The sequence below is a fragment of the Marinagarivorans algicola genome (genome assembly GCF_001292705.1).
Taxonomy (GTDB): domain Bacteria; phylum Pseudomonadota; class Gammaproteobacteria; order Pseudomonadales; family Cellvibrionaceae; genus Marinagarivorans; species Marinagarivorans algicola.
In genome coordinates, this window is record NZ_LGAK01000021.1 from 76,160 (window position 1) to 91,274 (window position 15,115).

The 15,115-nt window shown below is 47.7% G+C and carries 14 protein-coding genes; 12 read left to right on the forward strand and 2 right to left on the reverse strand.

Translation table 11 applies throughout. The features are described from left to right. The first annotated feature begins 86 nt into the window (after positions 1–86). The 10 genes from AC438_RS08950 to pepN all read left to right on the forward strand — a co-directional run bounded on the left by AC438_RS08950 (position 87) and on the right by pepN (position 11,723). A complete protein-coding gene (locus AC438_RS08950; protein WP_053980913.1) occupies positions 87–1,124 on the forward strand; it encodes an aminoglycoside phosphotransferase family protein in 1,038 nt (345 codons plus the stop codon). A gap of 5 nt (positions 1,125–1,129) precedes the next feature. Continuing rightward, a complete protein-coding gene (locus tag AC438_RS08955; protein ID WP_053980914.1) occupies positions 1,130–1,921 on the forward strand; it encodes a nucleotidyltransferase family protein in 792 nt (263 codons plus the stop codon). Continuing rightward, positions 1,922–2,677 carry a DUF4126 family protein gene (locus AC438_RS08960; protein WP_053980915.1) on the forward strand — a complete coding sequence of 252 codons (756 nt, stop codon included), beginning with the start codon at positions 1,922–1,924 and terminating at the stop codon, positions 2,675–2,677. Between the two features lie 161 nt (positions 2,678–2,838). Next, the gene (locus tag AC438_RS08965; protein WP_053980916.1) at positions 2,839–4,125 is read left to right on the forward strand and encodes a hypothetical protein; all 1,287 of its coding nucleotides are present in this window, start codon (positions 2,839–2,841) and stop codon (positions 4,123–4,125) included. Positions 4,126–4,172: 47 nt separating this feature from the next. Then, complete coding sequence (locus tag AC438_RS08970; RefSeq protein WP_053980917.1) at positions 4,173–5,252, forward strand: 1-aminocyclopropane-1-carboxylate deaminase/D-cysteine desulfhydrase; 1,080 nt, start codon at positions 4,173–4,175, stop codon at positions 5,250–5,252. A gap of 230 nt (positions 5,253–5,482) precedes the next feature. Beyond that, positions 5,483–6,379, forward strand: a complete 897-nt coding sequence (locus AC438_RS08975) for an NAD(+) kinase (protein WP_053980929.1) — start codon at positions 5,483–5,485, stop codon at positions 6,377–6,379. A gap of 356 nt (positions 6,380–6,735) precedes the next feature. Further along, the gene (locus AC438_RS08980; RefSeq protein ID WP_053980918.1) at positions 6,736–7,722 is read left to right on the forward strand and encodes a metallophosphoesterase; all 987 of its coding nucleotides are present in this window, start codon (positions 6,736–6,738) and stop codon (positions 7,720–7,722) included. A gap of 26 nt (positions 7,723–7,748) precedes the next feature. After that, positions 7,749–8,669: a rhomboid family intramembrane serine protease gene (locus tag AC438_RS08985; RefSeq protein ID WP_053980919.1), complete on the forward strand. Its 921-nt coding sequence runs from the start codon at positions 7,749–7,751 to the stop codon at positions 8,667–8,669. Between the two features lie 74 nt (positions 8,670–8,743). Then, complete coding sequence (locus AC438_RS08990) at positions 8,744–9,019, forward strand: YeaC family protein (RefSeq protein WP_238376359.1); 276 nt, start codon at positions 8,744–8,746, stop codon at positions 9,017–9,019. Between the two features lie 28 nt (positions 9,020–9,047). Further along, complete coding sequence (pepN, locus tag AC438_RS08995; RefSeq protein ID WP_053980920.1) at positions 9,048–11,723, forward strand: aminopeptidase N; 2,676 nt, start codon at positions 9,048–9,050, stop codon at positions 11,721–11,723. A 111-nt stretch (positions 11,724–11,834) separates the two neighbouring features. Here pepN and AC438_RS09000 read toward each other — a convergent pair whose 3' ends face one another. Continuing rightward, on the reverse strand, positions 11,835–12,557 hold the full coding sequence (locus AC438_RS09000) for an acyltransferase (protein WP_053980921.1): 723 nt from the start codon (positions 12,555–12,557) through the stop codon (positions 11,835–11,837). Positions 12,558–12,663: 106 nt separating this feature from the next. Here AC438_RS09000 and AC438_RS09005 point away from each other — a divergent pair, with 106 nt between their 5' ends. Next, positions 12,664–12,975 carry a DUF2835 domain-containing protein gene (locus AC438_RS09005; protein ID WP_338011124.1) on the forward strand — a complete coding sequence of 104 codons (312 nt, stop codon included), beginning with the start codon at positions 12,664–12,666 and terminating at the stop codon, positions 12,973–12,975. Positions 12,976–12,981: 6 nt separating this feature from the next. Here the strand turns inward: AC438_RS09005 and AC438_RS09010 are convergent, their stop codons facing one another. Further along, positions 12,982–13,581 carry a hypothetical protein gene (locus tag AC438_RS09010; protein WP_053980923.1) on the reverse strand — a complete coding sequence of 200 codons (600 nt, stop codon included), beginning with the start codon at positions 13,579–13,581 and terminating at the stop codon, positions 12,982–12,984. A gap of 159 nt (positions 13,582–13,740) precedes the next feature. Here AC438_RS09010 and AC438_RS09015 point away from each other — a divergent pair. Continuing rightward, the coding region (locus tag AC438_RS09015) for a Clp protease N-terminal domain-containing protein (protein ID WP_156317043.1) at positions 13,741–15,115 on the forward strand (1,375 nt) is incomplete at its 3' end.

A 15,115-nucleotide genomic window follows, 5' to 3' on the forward strand; every position in this document is an offset into this window, starting at 1 on the left:
TTTTGATTGTTTGGGCGCAGATTGTAATGGTGCGCACTCACGATTGAAACCGTAAAAGCGCATAAATCTTGCTAGGCGATAGAATAATGGTAGTACAAGAAGAGTTATTGGCTTGGGTTCGTGGCCAGTTACAGGCCTTGGGGCTTGCATTTAATGAGGCAAAGCCTATTGAAGGTGATGCGGGGTTTAGGCAGTATATTCGTTTGGATACAGATCCTGCGATGCTGGCGGTATATGGTCCTCCAATGACTGAAAAACATACGGAGTTTGTCGCCATTAGCGAGCATTGGCGTACATCGGGGGTTCATGCGCCTCGAGTATTCGCCCATGACTTGGCACAAGGTTTTTTATTGGTTGAAGATTTGGGCGCGACATCGTTAGCTGATGCATTGGCCAACCGCCGGGGTCGTACTACACCGGCAGAGATTTATGCGCCAGTTCTCGCGCAATTGCGCACGTTACAACTATTAACGCCTAAGGGCTTTTATCCTCAGTATTCAGCTCATCGGTTGCAGCAAGAAATGGCCTTGTTTGAACCGTGGTTTGTTGAAGGCTTGCTTGGTTACACGTTGAGCGAGTGTGAAAAAGCATCACTCCAAGTGCTTTACCAACACTTAATTAACAGCGCACAAGCGCAGCCTCAAGTCATTGTTCATCGCGACTTACATTGCCGTAATATTCAGTGCTCGGACACCGTTGCACAAGATGCCCAGTTAGGCTTTATTGACTTTCAAGATGCGGTGATCGGCCCAATTACCTATGATTGGGTGTCATTATTAAAAGATTGTTACCAGCAGTGGCCGGCGAGTTTTGTCAGTGAGCAAGCGATGCGCTATAACCAAGCGCTGCCTGCGCGCTTAAGGCTTGCTGACGAGGCATTATTAGAGACCTTAGACTTGATGGGATTGCAGCGCCACCTTAAGGTGTTAGGGATATTTGCGCGCTTGTCTCTAAGAGATGGCAAGATGGGGTACTTGCATGACTTACCTTTGGTGGTGGCTTACGTGCGTGACGTGTGCGGGCGCTATGAGGCTTTGCAGCCATTTTTAGCTTGGTTCGATCGCGTATTGTTGCCGCTGTGTGCCTTGCAGCCTTGGTATCGTTGCGTGGTTATACAACCGTGAAGGCAATGATTTTAGCTGCGGGCATGGGCACGCGAATGCTGCCATTAACTCAACATTGCCCCAAGCCTTTATTGCCGGTTGCGGGTATTCCTTTGCTCGAGCACTGGTTGATCAAACTAGAGCGTATTAGCGCGATCACGCAGATTATTATTAATGCGGCGTATTTGAGCGAGCGTATTCGGGCCTATATCCACGCTCGGCACAATGCTGTGCCTATTTGGGTTAATGTCGAGCCCGAACCGCTAGAAACGGCAGGCGCATTGCGCGCTGTGCTACCAGATTTAGGCCAAGCGCCGTTTTTACTGATCAATGGCGATGTGTTTTGTAATGTACCGCTGAGTACTTGGCTGAAGGAGGCCAGTCGGCGCTTACAGGCTAATGCCGCGTGCGAGGGGGTGTGTATGATGGTTAATAATCCCAGTCACCATTTGAGTGGAGATTTTTGTATCGTCGATGAGGGGTTGCTCACCACAAAACCCGAGCAGCACACTGAGTGCGCGAGCTATACCTTTTCGGGGGTGAGTGTACTTAGTCCTAAACTTATTCGCCAATACCCTCAAGCGCGTAAAAAGTTCGCTTTGCGCGAGGTCTTTGACTGGGCAATGGCGCGTCGTGCGCTTTATGCGAACTATTACGCTGGTTATTGGATCGATGTAGGAACGCCTGAGCGGCTTGGGCAATTAGAGCAAGACGTACAGGCGAACCCTTACTTGCTTGCACACCTTAATACAGAAACCAAAAACGCATTAAAACCCATGCACAAAAACATGCACAAAAAGATGAACAAGGAGCCATAAATGGAAGCTTACGACAGCATCATTGCCACACTGGCTTTAACCCTAGGAGCCAGTTGGGCCAGCGGCATTAATTTGTATGCGGTGTTGCTGGTATTGGGGCTGGGTGGCGCGACAGGTCATATCGAGTTGCCTGCAGGTCTTGAAATACTCCACAATCCATTGGTCATCACGGCGGCGGGGTTAATGTATTGCGTGGAGTTTTTTGCTGACAAAGTCCCCGGGGTAGATACCGCGTGGGACTCTATTCATACATTTGTTCGCATACCGGCAGGTGCGCTGTTGGCTGCGGGCGCTGTCGGTGATGTTGCACCGGTTATGGAGCTAGCCGCTGCCATAGTCGGGGGGGCTTTAGCAACCACAAGTCATGCCACTAAAGCAGGCTCGCGTTTACTGATCAATACCTCGCCCGAACCTGTGACTAACTGGGGGGCTTCGTTTTTTGAAGATATTTTGGTTGTTGGCGGGCTGTGGACGGCACTGAATCATCCGGTGTTATTTTTAGTGTTATTAGTTGTGTTTATTGTGTTGGCGATTTGGTTACTGCCTCAGTTATGGCGGCTGATCAAATACATTCTTCAAAAAATAGGAGCGTTTTGGGGTGGCGAGCCTCCAGCACCTTTAGACAGGCCCGCTGATGCGACTCATCACTCGTCTGGGGTGACTTTTGAGTTAGAGCGTCTCAGCGCCTTAAGAGCCAGTGGTGCTCTTACTGAGCAAGAGTATAGGGCTGCTAAACGTCAACTGTTAGGCACATAATGAGAGGTAGATAAATGAGGTCAGCGTTTAGTCGCGAAGGCTAGCCAGTTGCCTTATTAAGCTATATTCCAGTGATGGCTTCTTCTATAGTCATGGTTTGAGTCGCACCTTTTTGGGGTGCGCCATAGTCACTAATCATTACAAACGGTAAGCGGAAGCGTATGTTTAGTAGTCGTGAAGATAGTCGTAGCGCCATTTTGTTTTTTTCTTCTCAGGGTATTGTCAAAGAGCTCTTATACTCTGAGTTTGAAGCATTACTGGAGGGGTTTACACCTGAAAAAGAATGGATCGATAAAGAGGCTAAAGCGGTGTACCTTGAACTGAGCGCTGATTTGCAAGTCAAAGCGGCGGTTTTTTTTGTTATCAGCTTTGATAGTGAAGGTTGGGTTGAGGCAAGCTGGAATATTCCCTTGGTTAATCTCGCGCGTACAGCAAAGGTCAATGACGTAGGTTTGAAGGCGGCTACGGCACAAAATTGCAGCGACCCTAAATATCAAGAAATGCTATGGAACCCTGACTTGAGCGCGAGTGGTAAAGTACTAGGCTGGATTAGCGATGCGATTGCGGTGAATAAATTAGGTTTTAGCCGCCAAGCTGCTGAAAATATGCCCAATACGACCGGCCAGGTAGCCCCTAGCGCAGTAAGTCATGACAATAATGCGCGCGCAATGGAAGCGCAAATTACACAGTTGATGCAACACCAAACGCAAGGCGCCAGTGACATTGCGCAAGCGATGGCTAAACTCGAAGAAACAAAAGCCCAATATGCAAAGAAACTAGGCGCTTTACAGGCACAGTTAGCCGATAAAGTACGCCAATTTGATAGCGCAAAAACACAATTAGAGGGCTTAAAAAGCACATTAGAGGGAAGCGAGCAAAAAATTGCTCAAATGCGTGAGCACTACGAGTCGAAGCTCAAAAGCACGCAAGGCCATGAAGCCGATTTTATTACGGCTTTACGTGAGCATTATGAAACCGAAGCGAGTGAGCAGATCGCAAGCGCAGAGTCTGAATACAAAGAATTGCTGAATTGGCGTGAGGTTGAGCTTATTTACCGTGCCGAGCGCGAGGCTCAGCTACACGACGAGATGACCCAATTAAAGTTGAAAAATACCGAGCTCGCGTTGATGGCCGATGGTGATTTATTGCAAACAATGAGTGACAAAGGCATCACCTTTATGACCTATCAGGTGGGTCTAGGCCATATTAATATCCCTGTGAGTGAAGTGCCCTTATATATCAATAACCCTATTGGTTTTGTGGCCGCTTATTGTAAAGTGAGCCAAGCGGTCTATTTGGATTGGCTCGCTCATTTTCATGCGCCTGTATGCCGCATACAAGATGCCCAAGGCGGCTATTGTGGTGCAGATGTGAAGCGTATGGAAAGCCCTATGCAATTTATGCCTGGTGTATCGGATTGTTGCCCACAGCATCAAAATAAAGCGTAACTCACACTGAGGTTATACCAAGCGTATTGAATGAATGTAAGAAACCTATGATGCTTTCCCCTGTAAACACGCTATCACCTGTGCCTTTAAGCGCTGACTTAGCCAATGCAAGCGGCAGGCGCTTACTTGCGGCTCAGTGGTGGCGTCAACCTATTAGCGCATTCGCCTCATTAGCGCCTATTGAGCCTGTAGAGCATACTGAGCTGAAGGCTTCAGGTGTGAGTGTAAGTATCAAGCGCGAAGATGCACTGTGTCCCTACTTAGGGGGCAATAAATTGTATAAATTATACTTCCATGTGCAACGTGCTTTGACTTTAAATGCTCAAGTACTCGTGACCTTTGGCGGTGCGTATTCCAATCATATTTATGCATTAGCGCGCGCGGGACTAGAGCTAGGCATTCAAACAGTGGGTATTATTCGCGGCGAGAAACCGCCGTATTTAAGCCCGACACTCCAAGATGCTCTAGCGATGGGGATGCGATTACAGTTTGTGAGTCGTGCCCAGTACAAGCTCAAGCATACGCAACAGCAACAAGCGACATGGGGACTGCCTACACAAGGCACTTATATCATTCCAGAGGGTGGCAGCGGGATAAGAGGCGCCTTAGGTATGGCTGAATATTGGCGTTGCGTGCAGCAAGTATTGAATAAAAGCTGCCAGCGTTATGATGCCGTTGTGCTTGCGGCAGGTACTGGTGCGAGTCTTGCGGGTGTGATGGCGGCTAGTGAGGGCATAGCGGTTCATGGTATTTTGGCGCTAAAGGGCTCAGCAAAAATGACGCAGCATTTTACTCAGCAAACGCTAGCTATGGCACAGCGACTAAGGCGCGTATTACGCCATCCCAATTATGGCAATAAGGAGGTTGTATTAGGCGAAACGATGTACTCAAAGCCTTCACCTATGTGCTGGCAGTTACACACGCAAGCACATGGCGGTGGTTATGGCCCAGCCAAAGGCGCCCTGCGCGACACAATACAGCACCTAGAAGCCTCTACAGGGATTGCCCTAGACCCTGTGTATACCGGTAAAATGATGGCCGCAGTGATTGATTTGGCACAGCAGCAGCACTGGCGAGGGCAGCGGGTACTGGTGATTCATAGTGGTGGCCTGCAAGGCGCTAGGTGATTAAAGCCCTCAATGACGGTACTTTTGAATCGCGATATAGAGTCAGTCTTAACAGGATTCGCGTATGGGTTATCGTTTTGAGGCATGGAACAGCTGCAAACCTGTATATCCTATTCATACTCTCTATAATCAAAGTGCATGAATGTTGGTGTTCACCATGATTAAAGTTCATGTGAATAATTTTCTGAGTCATTCTTCAAGGCAAATGTTGCCTCGTAATGGGTTTATTAATGAGTGAGTTTAGTTGTATCGGATTGATTGGGCGCTTGGGTAGCGATGCAGTGGCTTATTCGTTAAAGCGTTTGGTTGCTTATTTAAATACCCGCAATATCAACGTATTGTTAGATAGCGAAACTGGGGCGGTAGTACCTGATACCTCCGTAACGCGCGTAAGGCGTGAGCAGTTACCCAGTTTATGCGACTTGGTGATTGTGGTGGGTGGTGATGGTAGTTTATTGGGGACGGCACGATTGATGGCAGGTACCGATGTACCTTTACTGGGTATTAATCGCGGCCGTTTAGGGTTTTTAACCGATATTTCTCCTGATGATATTGAGGTAAAAGTGGGCGAGGTCTTAGATGGTGCGTATGAGGCTGAAGAGCGCTTTTTAGTACAAACCACTGTGCGTAGACACGGTAAAGTAGTGGGGCAGTCGCTCGCGCTGAACGATGTGGTACTGCACCCAGGTCAATTTATCCGCATGATAGATTTTGAGTTGCACATTGATGGTAACTTTGTGTACCAGCAAAGCTCCGACGGGCTGATTATCTCAACACCAACAGGCTCTACGGCCTATGCGCTGAGCGGTGGCGGCCCCATTATGCATCCATCTCTTGATGCGCTGGTGGTAGTTCCCATGAACCCCCATACTTTAAGTAGTCGGCCTATTGTGGTGTCTGGCAATAGTGATATTCGCTTGGTGGTCGGTGAGCAGCGCGATGTCCACCCGCATGTGACTTGTGACGGTCAGGCGCATATAGTGACGCAGACCGGTGATGAAGTGCAAATTGCTAAAAGCCCTAACCGCCTAAAGCTCGTACACCCTACAGGGCATCGTTTTTACGAGGTATGTCGCTCTAAGCTTGGTTGGGCTTCGCGGGCGGCTTTTCAACACGAAGAGACATAAAGTGCAGTCGTAAAAGCATGCTATGGCATATACTGTTTATTATGCTGGCTGATCCCCTTGTGTTGATGACCTACCAAGGGGGTAACTACTGAGCACGCGGTGCGGGGCCCTTGTCGCAGCGCGAACGAGTCGTATTCTAAGAGCCTTGATCGGCTAATGTATAAGGTGACACCCATTGGCAGGTTGCCACAATGCTACAATCGGGACATGACAAAGCCATGACAATACCGCAGCAAAAGGCCAAATCAGGGTTGAAATTGCACCAAAAGGATTCATAAAATAGACACAGACAATAATGCGGATAAAAACGCCTGTGCACGCCAGTCAATAACCCTTAATACGGTGATTTTACGCCAATGCTTAGCTCTAATCAGCCACATGTAACTTCTGCACGCTATGACATTATTGGTGATGTGCACGGTTGCGCAAAAACACTGGTCAAATTACTCCAAGCAATGGGCTACCAAAATAATGATCAGGGTTATTACCACCCCACCCGCAAAACCATTTTTGTCGGAGATATTGTTGATCGTGGTCCGCGCATTCGCGAAGCACTTCACATAGTGCGTGATATGTGCCAAGCGCAGCAAGCAGAGTGTGTCTTGGGTAACCACGAATTTTATGCCATTGCGTATTTTACGCTGCTTAATAATGGTGGCAGTTTACGCTATCTTAGGCCTCATAGTGCTCACCATGACCGCTTGATTGCAGAAACATTAGAGCAGTTTGAGCAGCACCCCAAAGACTGGGAAATGATGCTTGACTGGTTTAAAACACTGCCTTTGTATATCGAAAAGAAGAGCTTTCGGGTCGTACATGCTTGCTGGGATAGTGTATTAATTGACCGTTTGAAAGAACAGTTTGCTGCGGGCCATGTTGATGATACCTTTGTCGCCGCTACCGAAAACCACAGTAGCTTTGCCGCGGCGGTCTTCAGCCGTTTAACACGCGGCACCTCAATGCATCTTCCGCCGGGGGTGTTGATTAAGGGGCGTGATGGCATTGATCGCAGTTTATTTAGAACACGTTTTTGGTCGCAAAGCCCGCAAACCTATGCCGATGTTGTTTTTCAGCCAGACCCTTTACCTGACTATTTGATTGATACACCTTTGAGTGATGCCGAACGCGCACGCTTAGTGCATTATGGTGATAATGAGCGTCCAGTATTTATTGGGCATTATTGGTTACAAGGTACTCCCAAAATATTGCGCCCTAATGTCGCCTGTTTGGATTACAGTGCCGTAAAATATGGCAAATTAGTGGCTTACCGGTTTGATGGTGAGCAAAAATTAGATAATCGTAAATTTTGCTGGGTCAGTGTTGAGCGCGAAGAAGCGCAGTAATATTTATCGTGTAGTGTGGTCTTTAAATGAAAGCTGTTTGCCTTGCCCGGTTCCCTGCCGAGCTTAACTTAAGCCCTCTAGATAAGGCGCTTACCGAGCACAATATTCTTCATCGCTTTACCGAAGAGCAACAAGAGCAGGTACTATGGTTAGCCAATGAAGCATCGGTGGCACAAGCCGTAGAGGTGATTAAGCGTTTTTTAAGCGCTAGCGCTCAAGATACGGCAGACTCATCATCTATCACGCCCCCTTTATCAGCTGTAGTATCTGATACGGTCAATGATACCGAAGAGGGTGGGCACGTATTGAGCGGTGTTTTTACCTTTATTAAAATGGCGCCTATCACGGTGGCTTTAATTGTACTGGGTGCTATTGGCTATTGTATTGTGGCAATGCCTTGGCTCACGCTGTATCAACTAATGACATTTACTCCGATCAAAATTGTAGATACACGACTTTTTGTTGCGCCTTGGCAATGGCAAGAATCTTGGCGCGCTTTGAGCCCTATATTCTTGCACTTTGGCATTGGCCATATTATTTTTAATGCAATGGCCATGTTGCAAATGGGCAGCTGGGTTGAGCGTTTGTGGGGTTTTAAGTGGTATGCGTTGGTGTGTTTATGTGCCGCGCTTGCAGGTAATGGGCTACAGTATTTTTGGGATCACTCCCCCATGTTTGGCGGGTTGTCGGGCGTTGTTTATGGCGTTTTCACCTTTAATTATATTACTCAGCGTGTAAACCCCACTAAAGCCTTTATTTTGCCGCGCGCTATGTATATTTGGCTGGCCGTATTTTTATTGGCCGGCTTTACACCCTTTTTTACATTATTATTTGGTGTGCAAGTGGCCAACGGGGCTCACTTAGGTGGTGCCTTAGGTGGCGCGCTCACTGCCTTAGTGGCTAACCGAAAAAACCTAATGGCACGACGACAAGTGCCAAAGCCATAAATACCAAGACCGTTGTTTTTACATCATGTGTATCAACACCCGCTATATCAAAACCATTAAAGAAAGGCTTGAATGTGACGAATCAAGAAGGGTTAAACCCCGATCAAATATTGGCGAATATGACGCCACAAATTTATGCGCGTTTTCAAGAGGCCATTGCGCTGGGCAAGTGGCCTAATGGCGTCGCGTTAAGCCAAGAGCAAAAACACACCTGTATGCAGGCGGTTATCGTCTATGAAAATGCCCATATTGCTAAAGAGCAGCGCACCGGTTTTGTGCCGCCAAAAGAGCAACCTTGTGCTGATGACAGCCACATACACACCATAGAACAGCCGTTGCAGTGGAAATAGCAGCTAATAAACAGTAAAGGAAACCATCATGAGTCACAGCACCGATACCCTCAATGGCGACAATATGTTAACAACGCACTATCTTAAAGATTACACGGTACCAAGCTTTTTCATCAAAACAACCGACCTGACCTTTAAGCTCGACCCAACCAAAACAGAAGTAACATCGGTTTTAACGCTAGCGGCAAACCCCGAAGCCCCAACCAAGGGCACGCTATTTTTGCACGGCGAATCACTGACACTCAAAAGTTTAGCCATTGACGGTAAGCCCTTAAAGGCTGATGAATATGTGTTAAGTGATAAAGGCTTAACACTGACTCATTTGCCTGCCGCATTCACCTTAACGTGTGTCACCGAAATTGCCCCTGAGCGTAACTCCTCCCTAGAGGGGCTCTATAAGTCACGCAGCATGTACTGTACACAGTGCGAGGCTGAGGGCTTTCGTAAAATCACTTATTACAGCGATCGCCCAGATGTACTGAGTGAATTTACAACAACTATTATTGCAAATAAAGCGCAATATCCTGTTTTATTATCGAACGGTAATCTTATTGAGGCGGTCGATTTAGATGGCGGCCTACACAAAGCCTCATGGCACGACCCCTTTAAAAAACCGGCGTATCTTTTTGCGTTAGTCGCTGGTGACTTAGCGGTGGTCGAAGACTCATTCACCACCATGAGCGCACGTGAGATTACACTTAAGATTTTTGTAGAAGCCAAAGATCTCGATAAATGCGAGCACGCAATGGCATCTCTTAAGCACTCCATGCGTTGGGACGAAGAGGTATATGGCCGCGAATACGACTTAGATATTTTTATGATCGTGGCCGTTGATGACTTTAATATGGGCGCTATGGAAAACAAGGGCTTAAATATTTTTAATACCTCGTGTGTACTGGCCAACCCCAAAACAACAACCGATGCCGGTTTTGCCCGTGTAGAGGCGGTTGTTGCGCACGAATACTTTCATAACTGGTCGGGTAATCGCGTGACTTGCCGCGATTGGTTTCAGCTTAGCCTCAAAGAAGGGTTTACCGTTTTTAGAGATGCAGAGTTTTCGGCCGATAGGGGGTCGCGCACGGTTAAGCGCGTAGAAGACGTCAGTGTGATGCGGACTATGCAATTTGCAGAAGATAGCGGCCCAATGGCACACCCGGTACAACCGGCGAGCTATATGGAAATCTCTAACTTTTATACGCTGACCATCTACGAAAAAGGGGCAGAGTTAGTGCGGATGTACCACACGCTATTAGGGCCTGAGCTATTTCGTAAAGCGACCGATATTTATTTCGAGCGCCATGATGGCGAAGCCGCCACCATCGAAGACTTTGTGCGCGCCATGGAGGAGGCAAGTGGCCGTGACCTGTCACAATTTAAGTACTGGTATAGCCAAGCGGGTACACCGGTTGTACAAGCGGCCGGTGATTATGACGCACAAGAGCAAACCTTTAAGCTCACATTCAAACAATATTGCCCCGATACCCCAGAGGCCACATCGGCACAAAAAAAGCCGTATCTTATCCCTGTGAATGTCGCTTTATTAGGGGCTCAAGGCCCACAAGCCTTAACTTTAGAAGGGCAGGCGCTCAATAGTGACGAAGTTGTCCTTGAGCTTACCGAGTCAGAGCAAACCTTTACTTTTCATCATGTAGCTAGCGAGCCTGTGCCCACTATTTTTAGAGGTTTTTCGGCGCCGGTTAAATCGGCATACCCATACAAGAAAAGCGATTTATTACATATCGCAACACAAGATAAAGATGGCTTTACGCGCTTTGATGCCTTTCAGCAACTCGCGGTTGTGGCTATCTTTGATGTGATGGCGGCTATGCGTAAAGAAGAATCGTGGCAAGTTGAGCCTCTATTGCTTGACGGCATCGGGCAGTTGCTCGCCGATGAGAACCTCGACCCTGCCATGGTGGCATTAATGTGTGAGCTACCTAGCGAAGCTTACATGAGTGGTTTATCGACACCCATTGAGCCTCATTTATTACACCGTGCCCGTGAAGCGCTAAAAGGTGCAATAGCCGCGCATTATGTCAGTGTATGGCGCAGTACGTATGAGCGTTGCTCAAGTGATAAAGCCTATAGCTTTAATGCGCAAGATGTTGCCCTACGTAGCCTTAAAAACTGTGCACTAAGCTATTTAATGGCAGCCCCTGACGCGTCAATACTAAACACCTGCCTAACGCAATTTAAACACAGCGATAATATGACCGACGAAATAGCGGCATTGAGTGCATTGGTGAAGTGTACAGACCCTGCAGCAACATCGCTTAAAGCTGAGTCGCTCAATACTTTTTACGAGCGCTGGCAAAATGAAGCTCTTGTGGTTAACTTGTGGTTGAGTGTACAAGCGACCAATGCAGAGCCTGGAGCCTTGGCGCGTATTAAGACGTTGATGGAGCACCCAGGTTACGACAGTCAAAACCCCAATAAAATTCGCAGTGTTGTCTCCATGTTTTGCAACTACAATGCCGTTAACTTCCACGCCGAAGATGGCTCGGGCTATCAGTTTTTAGCCGATCAAATTATTGTCTTAAATAAACAAAATCCGCAAATTGCGGCGCGTTTATTATCACCTTTAGTTAAGTGGAAGAAATACGACACCAATCGTCAGCAATTAATGCGAGAGGCGCTAGAGCGCATACATTCAGAGCCTGAATTGTCGAGTGATGTGTATGAGATTGTTGTTAAAAGTCTTTAAGCAAAGGTGACTAGCCAATAGCGGTATAGTTTATTGGCTAGTCATTGGGTTTTGACTGAGCTTAACGGCTGCGCTTAAGTCTGATTTTAGCTCTTGAGTTTAACCCTACGTTTAGTCGTGTTTAGACGGTTTAATCACTGTCCTTAACCAATCGATAGTGGTGTTGTCGAGGGTAAAAAAGGCATCGACTTCCTCTTGTTGTTGCCAGTAGCTGTCACCGTGCTGAAACAAAAACGCACGCGTGAGCATTTTACGTTTAGGGTTGAGGGTTTTAACCACTTTGGCCGGGTTGCCGGCGGCCACGACATTGGCTGGAATATCTTTAGTCACAATACTGCCCGCGCCAATCACGCTATTATCACCAATTGTGACGCCCTTGGTGATAATAGCGCGGGCACCTATCCAAACGTTGTTGCCAAGAGTTACCGGCGCGCTGCACCGAAAGGGCCGTAAGCGGTTGTATAGACCGTGCCAATCGCAATCGTGAATCATGACATCGGCGGCCAACATGCAACTATCACCGAGTGTAATGGCCTCGGCCGAGGTGATCTCTACCCCTGGGGCGATCAAACAATAATCACCAATACGAATAGCACCTTTGCCTACTTTATCGCCCCATGTTGTGATTTTGACGGCTTTATGGGGGTGGCTAATACAGTGCAAATAACGCCCTGCGCAAATATTAGGGCCATGCACTTGTACCGATTGCGGCGCTAAAAATTGGGCACCTGCGCCTAGCGCATCAAAAGCTGGGGCGACAAAGCGCTGGCTGTACCAATGGTTTATTTTTTTGAGTATTTTTTTTAGCCAATAGGGGCGGTGGTCTCGGCGCATGTGTGGGTATCTATCGATTAGGGTTGTTAGGGATTGGGAGTTTACATATGGGCCTTATGTCGGCGCTATGGTACGGGCTTTGGATGAGCGCTAGCTGACAATTTGAGTGCGAATCCTGAAAAATTTGAGCTATCTTATTAATGGACAGACACTTCATTGGGCGTTTTACATTACCGTTATCGATATGCCACAAGCGATAGAGATTCATCTCAATATTAGTGCGCGCAAATACTTACTGTTGTATCAAGGTGTTGCGCGCAACGTACTGGCCACGGCTGTTGATGGCAGACGTGTGCGCTTCCCCGCAAAAATATTACAGCCCTTTGTAACACACAGTGGCGTGAACGGCCGCTTTACCATTTATTTTAGTGATGACGGGCGGTTTTCACATATCCAGCAGTTAGCGCCGCCCATGTAATCACAGCTATTGCGGAGCTGAGTGCTGCACCGTTAGCGCATCGCGCACAAACCGGCCAAGGGTGCGATCAAACGCATGTTGATTTAAGCTGCGATTGGTTAAATTCATTTGGCCGGCCATGCCTTGCATCACTTTGCGGTGATCGATAAATTGCGCCACTTTATGCTCGCCGTGGGTGAAGGTAAGCGCAAAGTCGCCTGCACCATGCTCCTCGTTTGAATACAGCTTGCTTAAAGGGCCGTTAAAGTCGGGTGCGCTAATACGCATTTGCGTAATGCGCAGCTGTGCAACCTGCGCACTTGGCGCAGAGCTTATCGTAAAGCCCTGTTTTTCGAGATGAGCGATAAGCGAGCGAGTGAGTGAGTCGCTATAACGTTGCTTAAGCTTGTCGATATCGCGTTGCGTATGGTCGCGGCGGTGATCGCGTAACCAGTGGCTCGAAAATTCAATGCTGACCGGTCTAACCATGACTTGTTTATTGGCAAAGTACTCGGCATTGTAAACATTGGCTTGCTCTAAGGTGCCTATATGCGTGCAAGCACTTAGCGCAAACGCTAGGGTTGCGCTAATACAGATTAATACGAATCGTGAAATTTTATTTAGCATATTCAGCCTATTCTTGATTTATATCGTGTTTTTATCGTAGGGGTGGCGCGCTCCTATTGATATTAACCTAGCGCCCCCCATCTTTTAAGCAATAAAAAGCAAACACATTAAAAAGCTGCTTAATGTGCCCTTATTACAGTGTTTACGGAGCTATTGACCATGCGAATCGATCGTTTAACCAACCAATTACAAGTCGCGTTATCAGATGCACAATCTGTTGCTATGGGACGCGATCACGCCAATATGGACAGCTATCACTTATTGCAAGCCTTGCTAGATCAGCAAGGCGGTGCGGTAAGACCTTTGTTGGCACAGGCAGGCTTTGATGTGCCGGGTCTTCGAAATGCGCTCACCAAAAAACTCGAAGACTTACCCAAAATTCAAAATCCAACCGGTGATGTGCAAATGTCACCCGAGCTGGGTCGTTTACTCAATTTAGCCGACAAAGTCGCCCAGCAAGCCGGCGATAAGTTTATTTCCAGTGAGTCGGTATTACTCGCTGCCATGGGCGAAAACCATTTAAGTATTGGCCAGCTGTTGAAACAATTTGGCAGTATAGCCGCATTAAAAGCGGCCGTTGATAAAGTGCGCGGCGGTGAAAAAATAGAAGATGCCGATGCCGAAGGCAATCGTCAAGCACTTGAAAAATACACCGTTGACTTAACTGCACGCGCCGAAGCCGGCAAGCTCGACCCAGTTATTGGCCGCGATGATGAAATTCGCCGCACCATACAAGTTTTACAGCGCCGCACAAAAAATAACCCTGTACTCATTGGCGAGCCCGGTGTAGGCAAAACCGCCATTGTAGAGGGCCTTGCACAGCGTATAGTTAACGGCGAGGTCCCCGAAGGCCTTAAAGGCAAGCGCTTATTATCGCTCGATATTGGCTCGTTATTAGCCGGGGCTAAATTTAGAGGCGACTTTGAAGAGCGCCTTAAAAATTTGCTTAAAGAGCTGGGTAAACAAGAGGGCCGCGTCATTTTATTTATTGATGAGCTACATACCATGGTGGGCGCAGGCAAAGGCGAGGGCGCTATGGATGCCGGTAATATGCTCAAGCCAGCGTTGGCGCGTGGCGAATTACATTGTGTTGGCGCGACCACACTAGATGAGTATCGCCAATACATCGAAAAAGACGCGGCTATGGAGCGCCGCTTTCAAAAAGTATTAGTGGATGAACCCAGCGAAGAAGACACTATTGCTATTTTGCGTGGCCTTAAAGAACGTTACGAGGTGCATCACGGTGTTGATATCTCTGATTCAGCGATTGTGGCCGCCGCTAAACTGTCGCAGCGATATATTACCGACAGGCAACTACCCGATAAAGCCATCGACCTTATCGATGAAGCCGGTAGCCGCATTCGCATGGAAATAGACTCCAAACCCGAGCTAATGGACAAGCTCGAACGCAGACTCATCCAATTAAAAATCGAACGCGAAGCGGTCAAAAAAGATGACGACGAAGCGGCTAAAAAGCGCTTGGTTAAAATTGATGAAGATATTGAAACGGCCGAGCGTGAATACGCCGATCTGG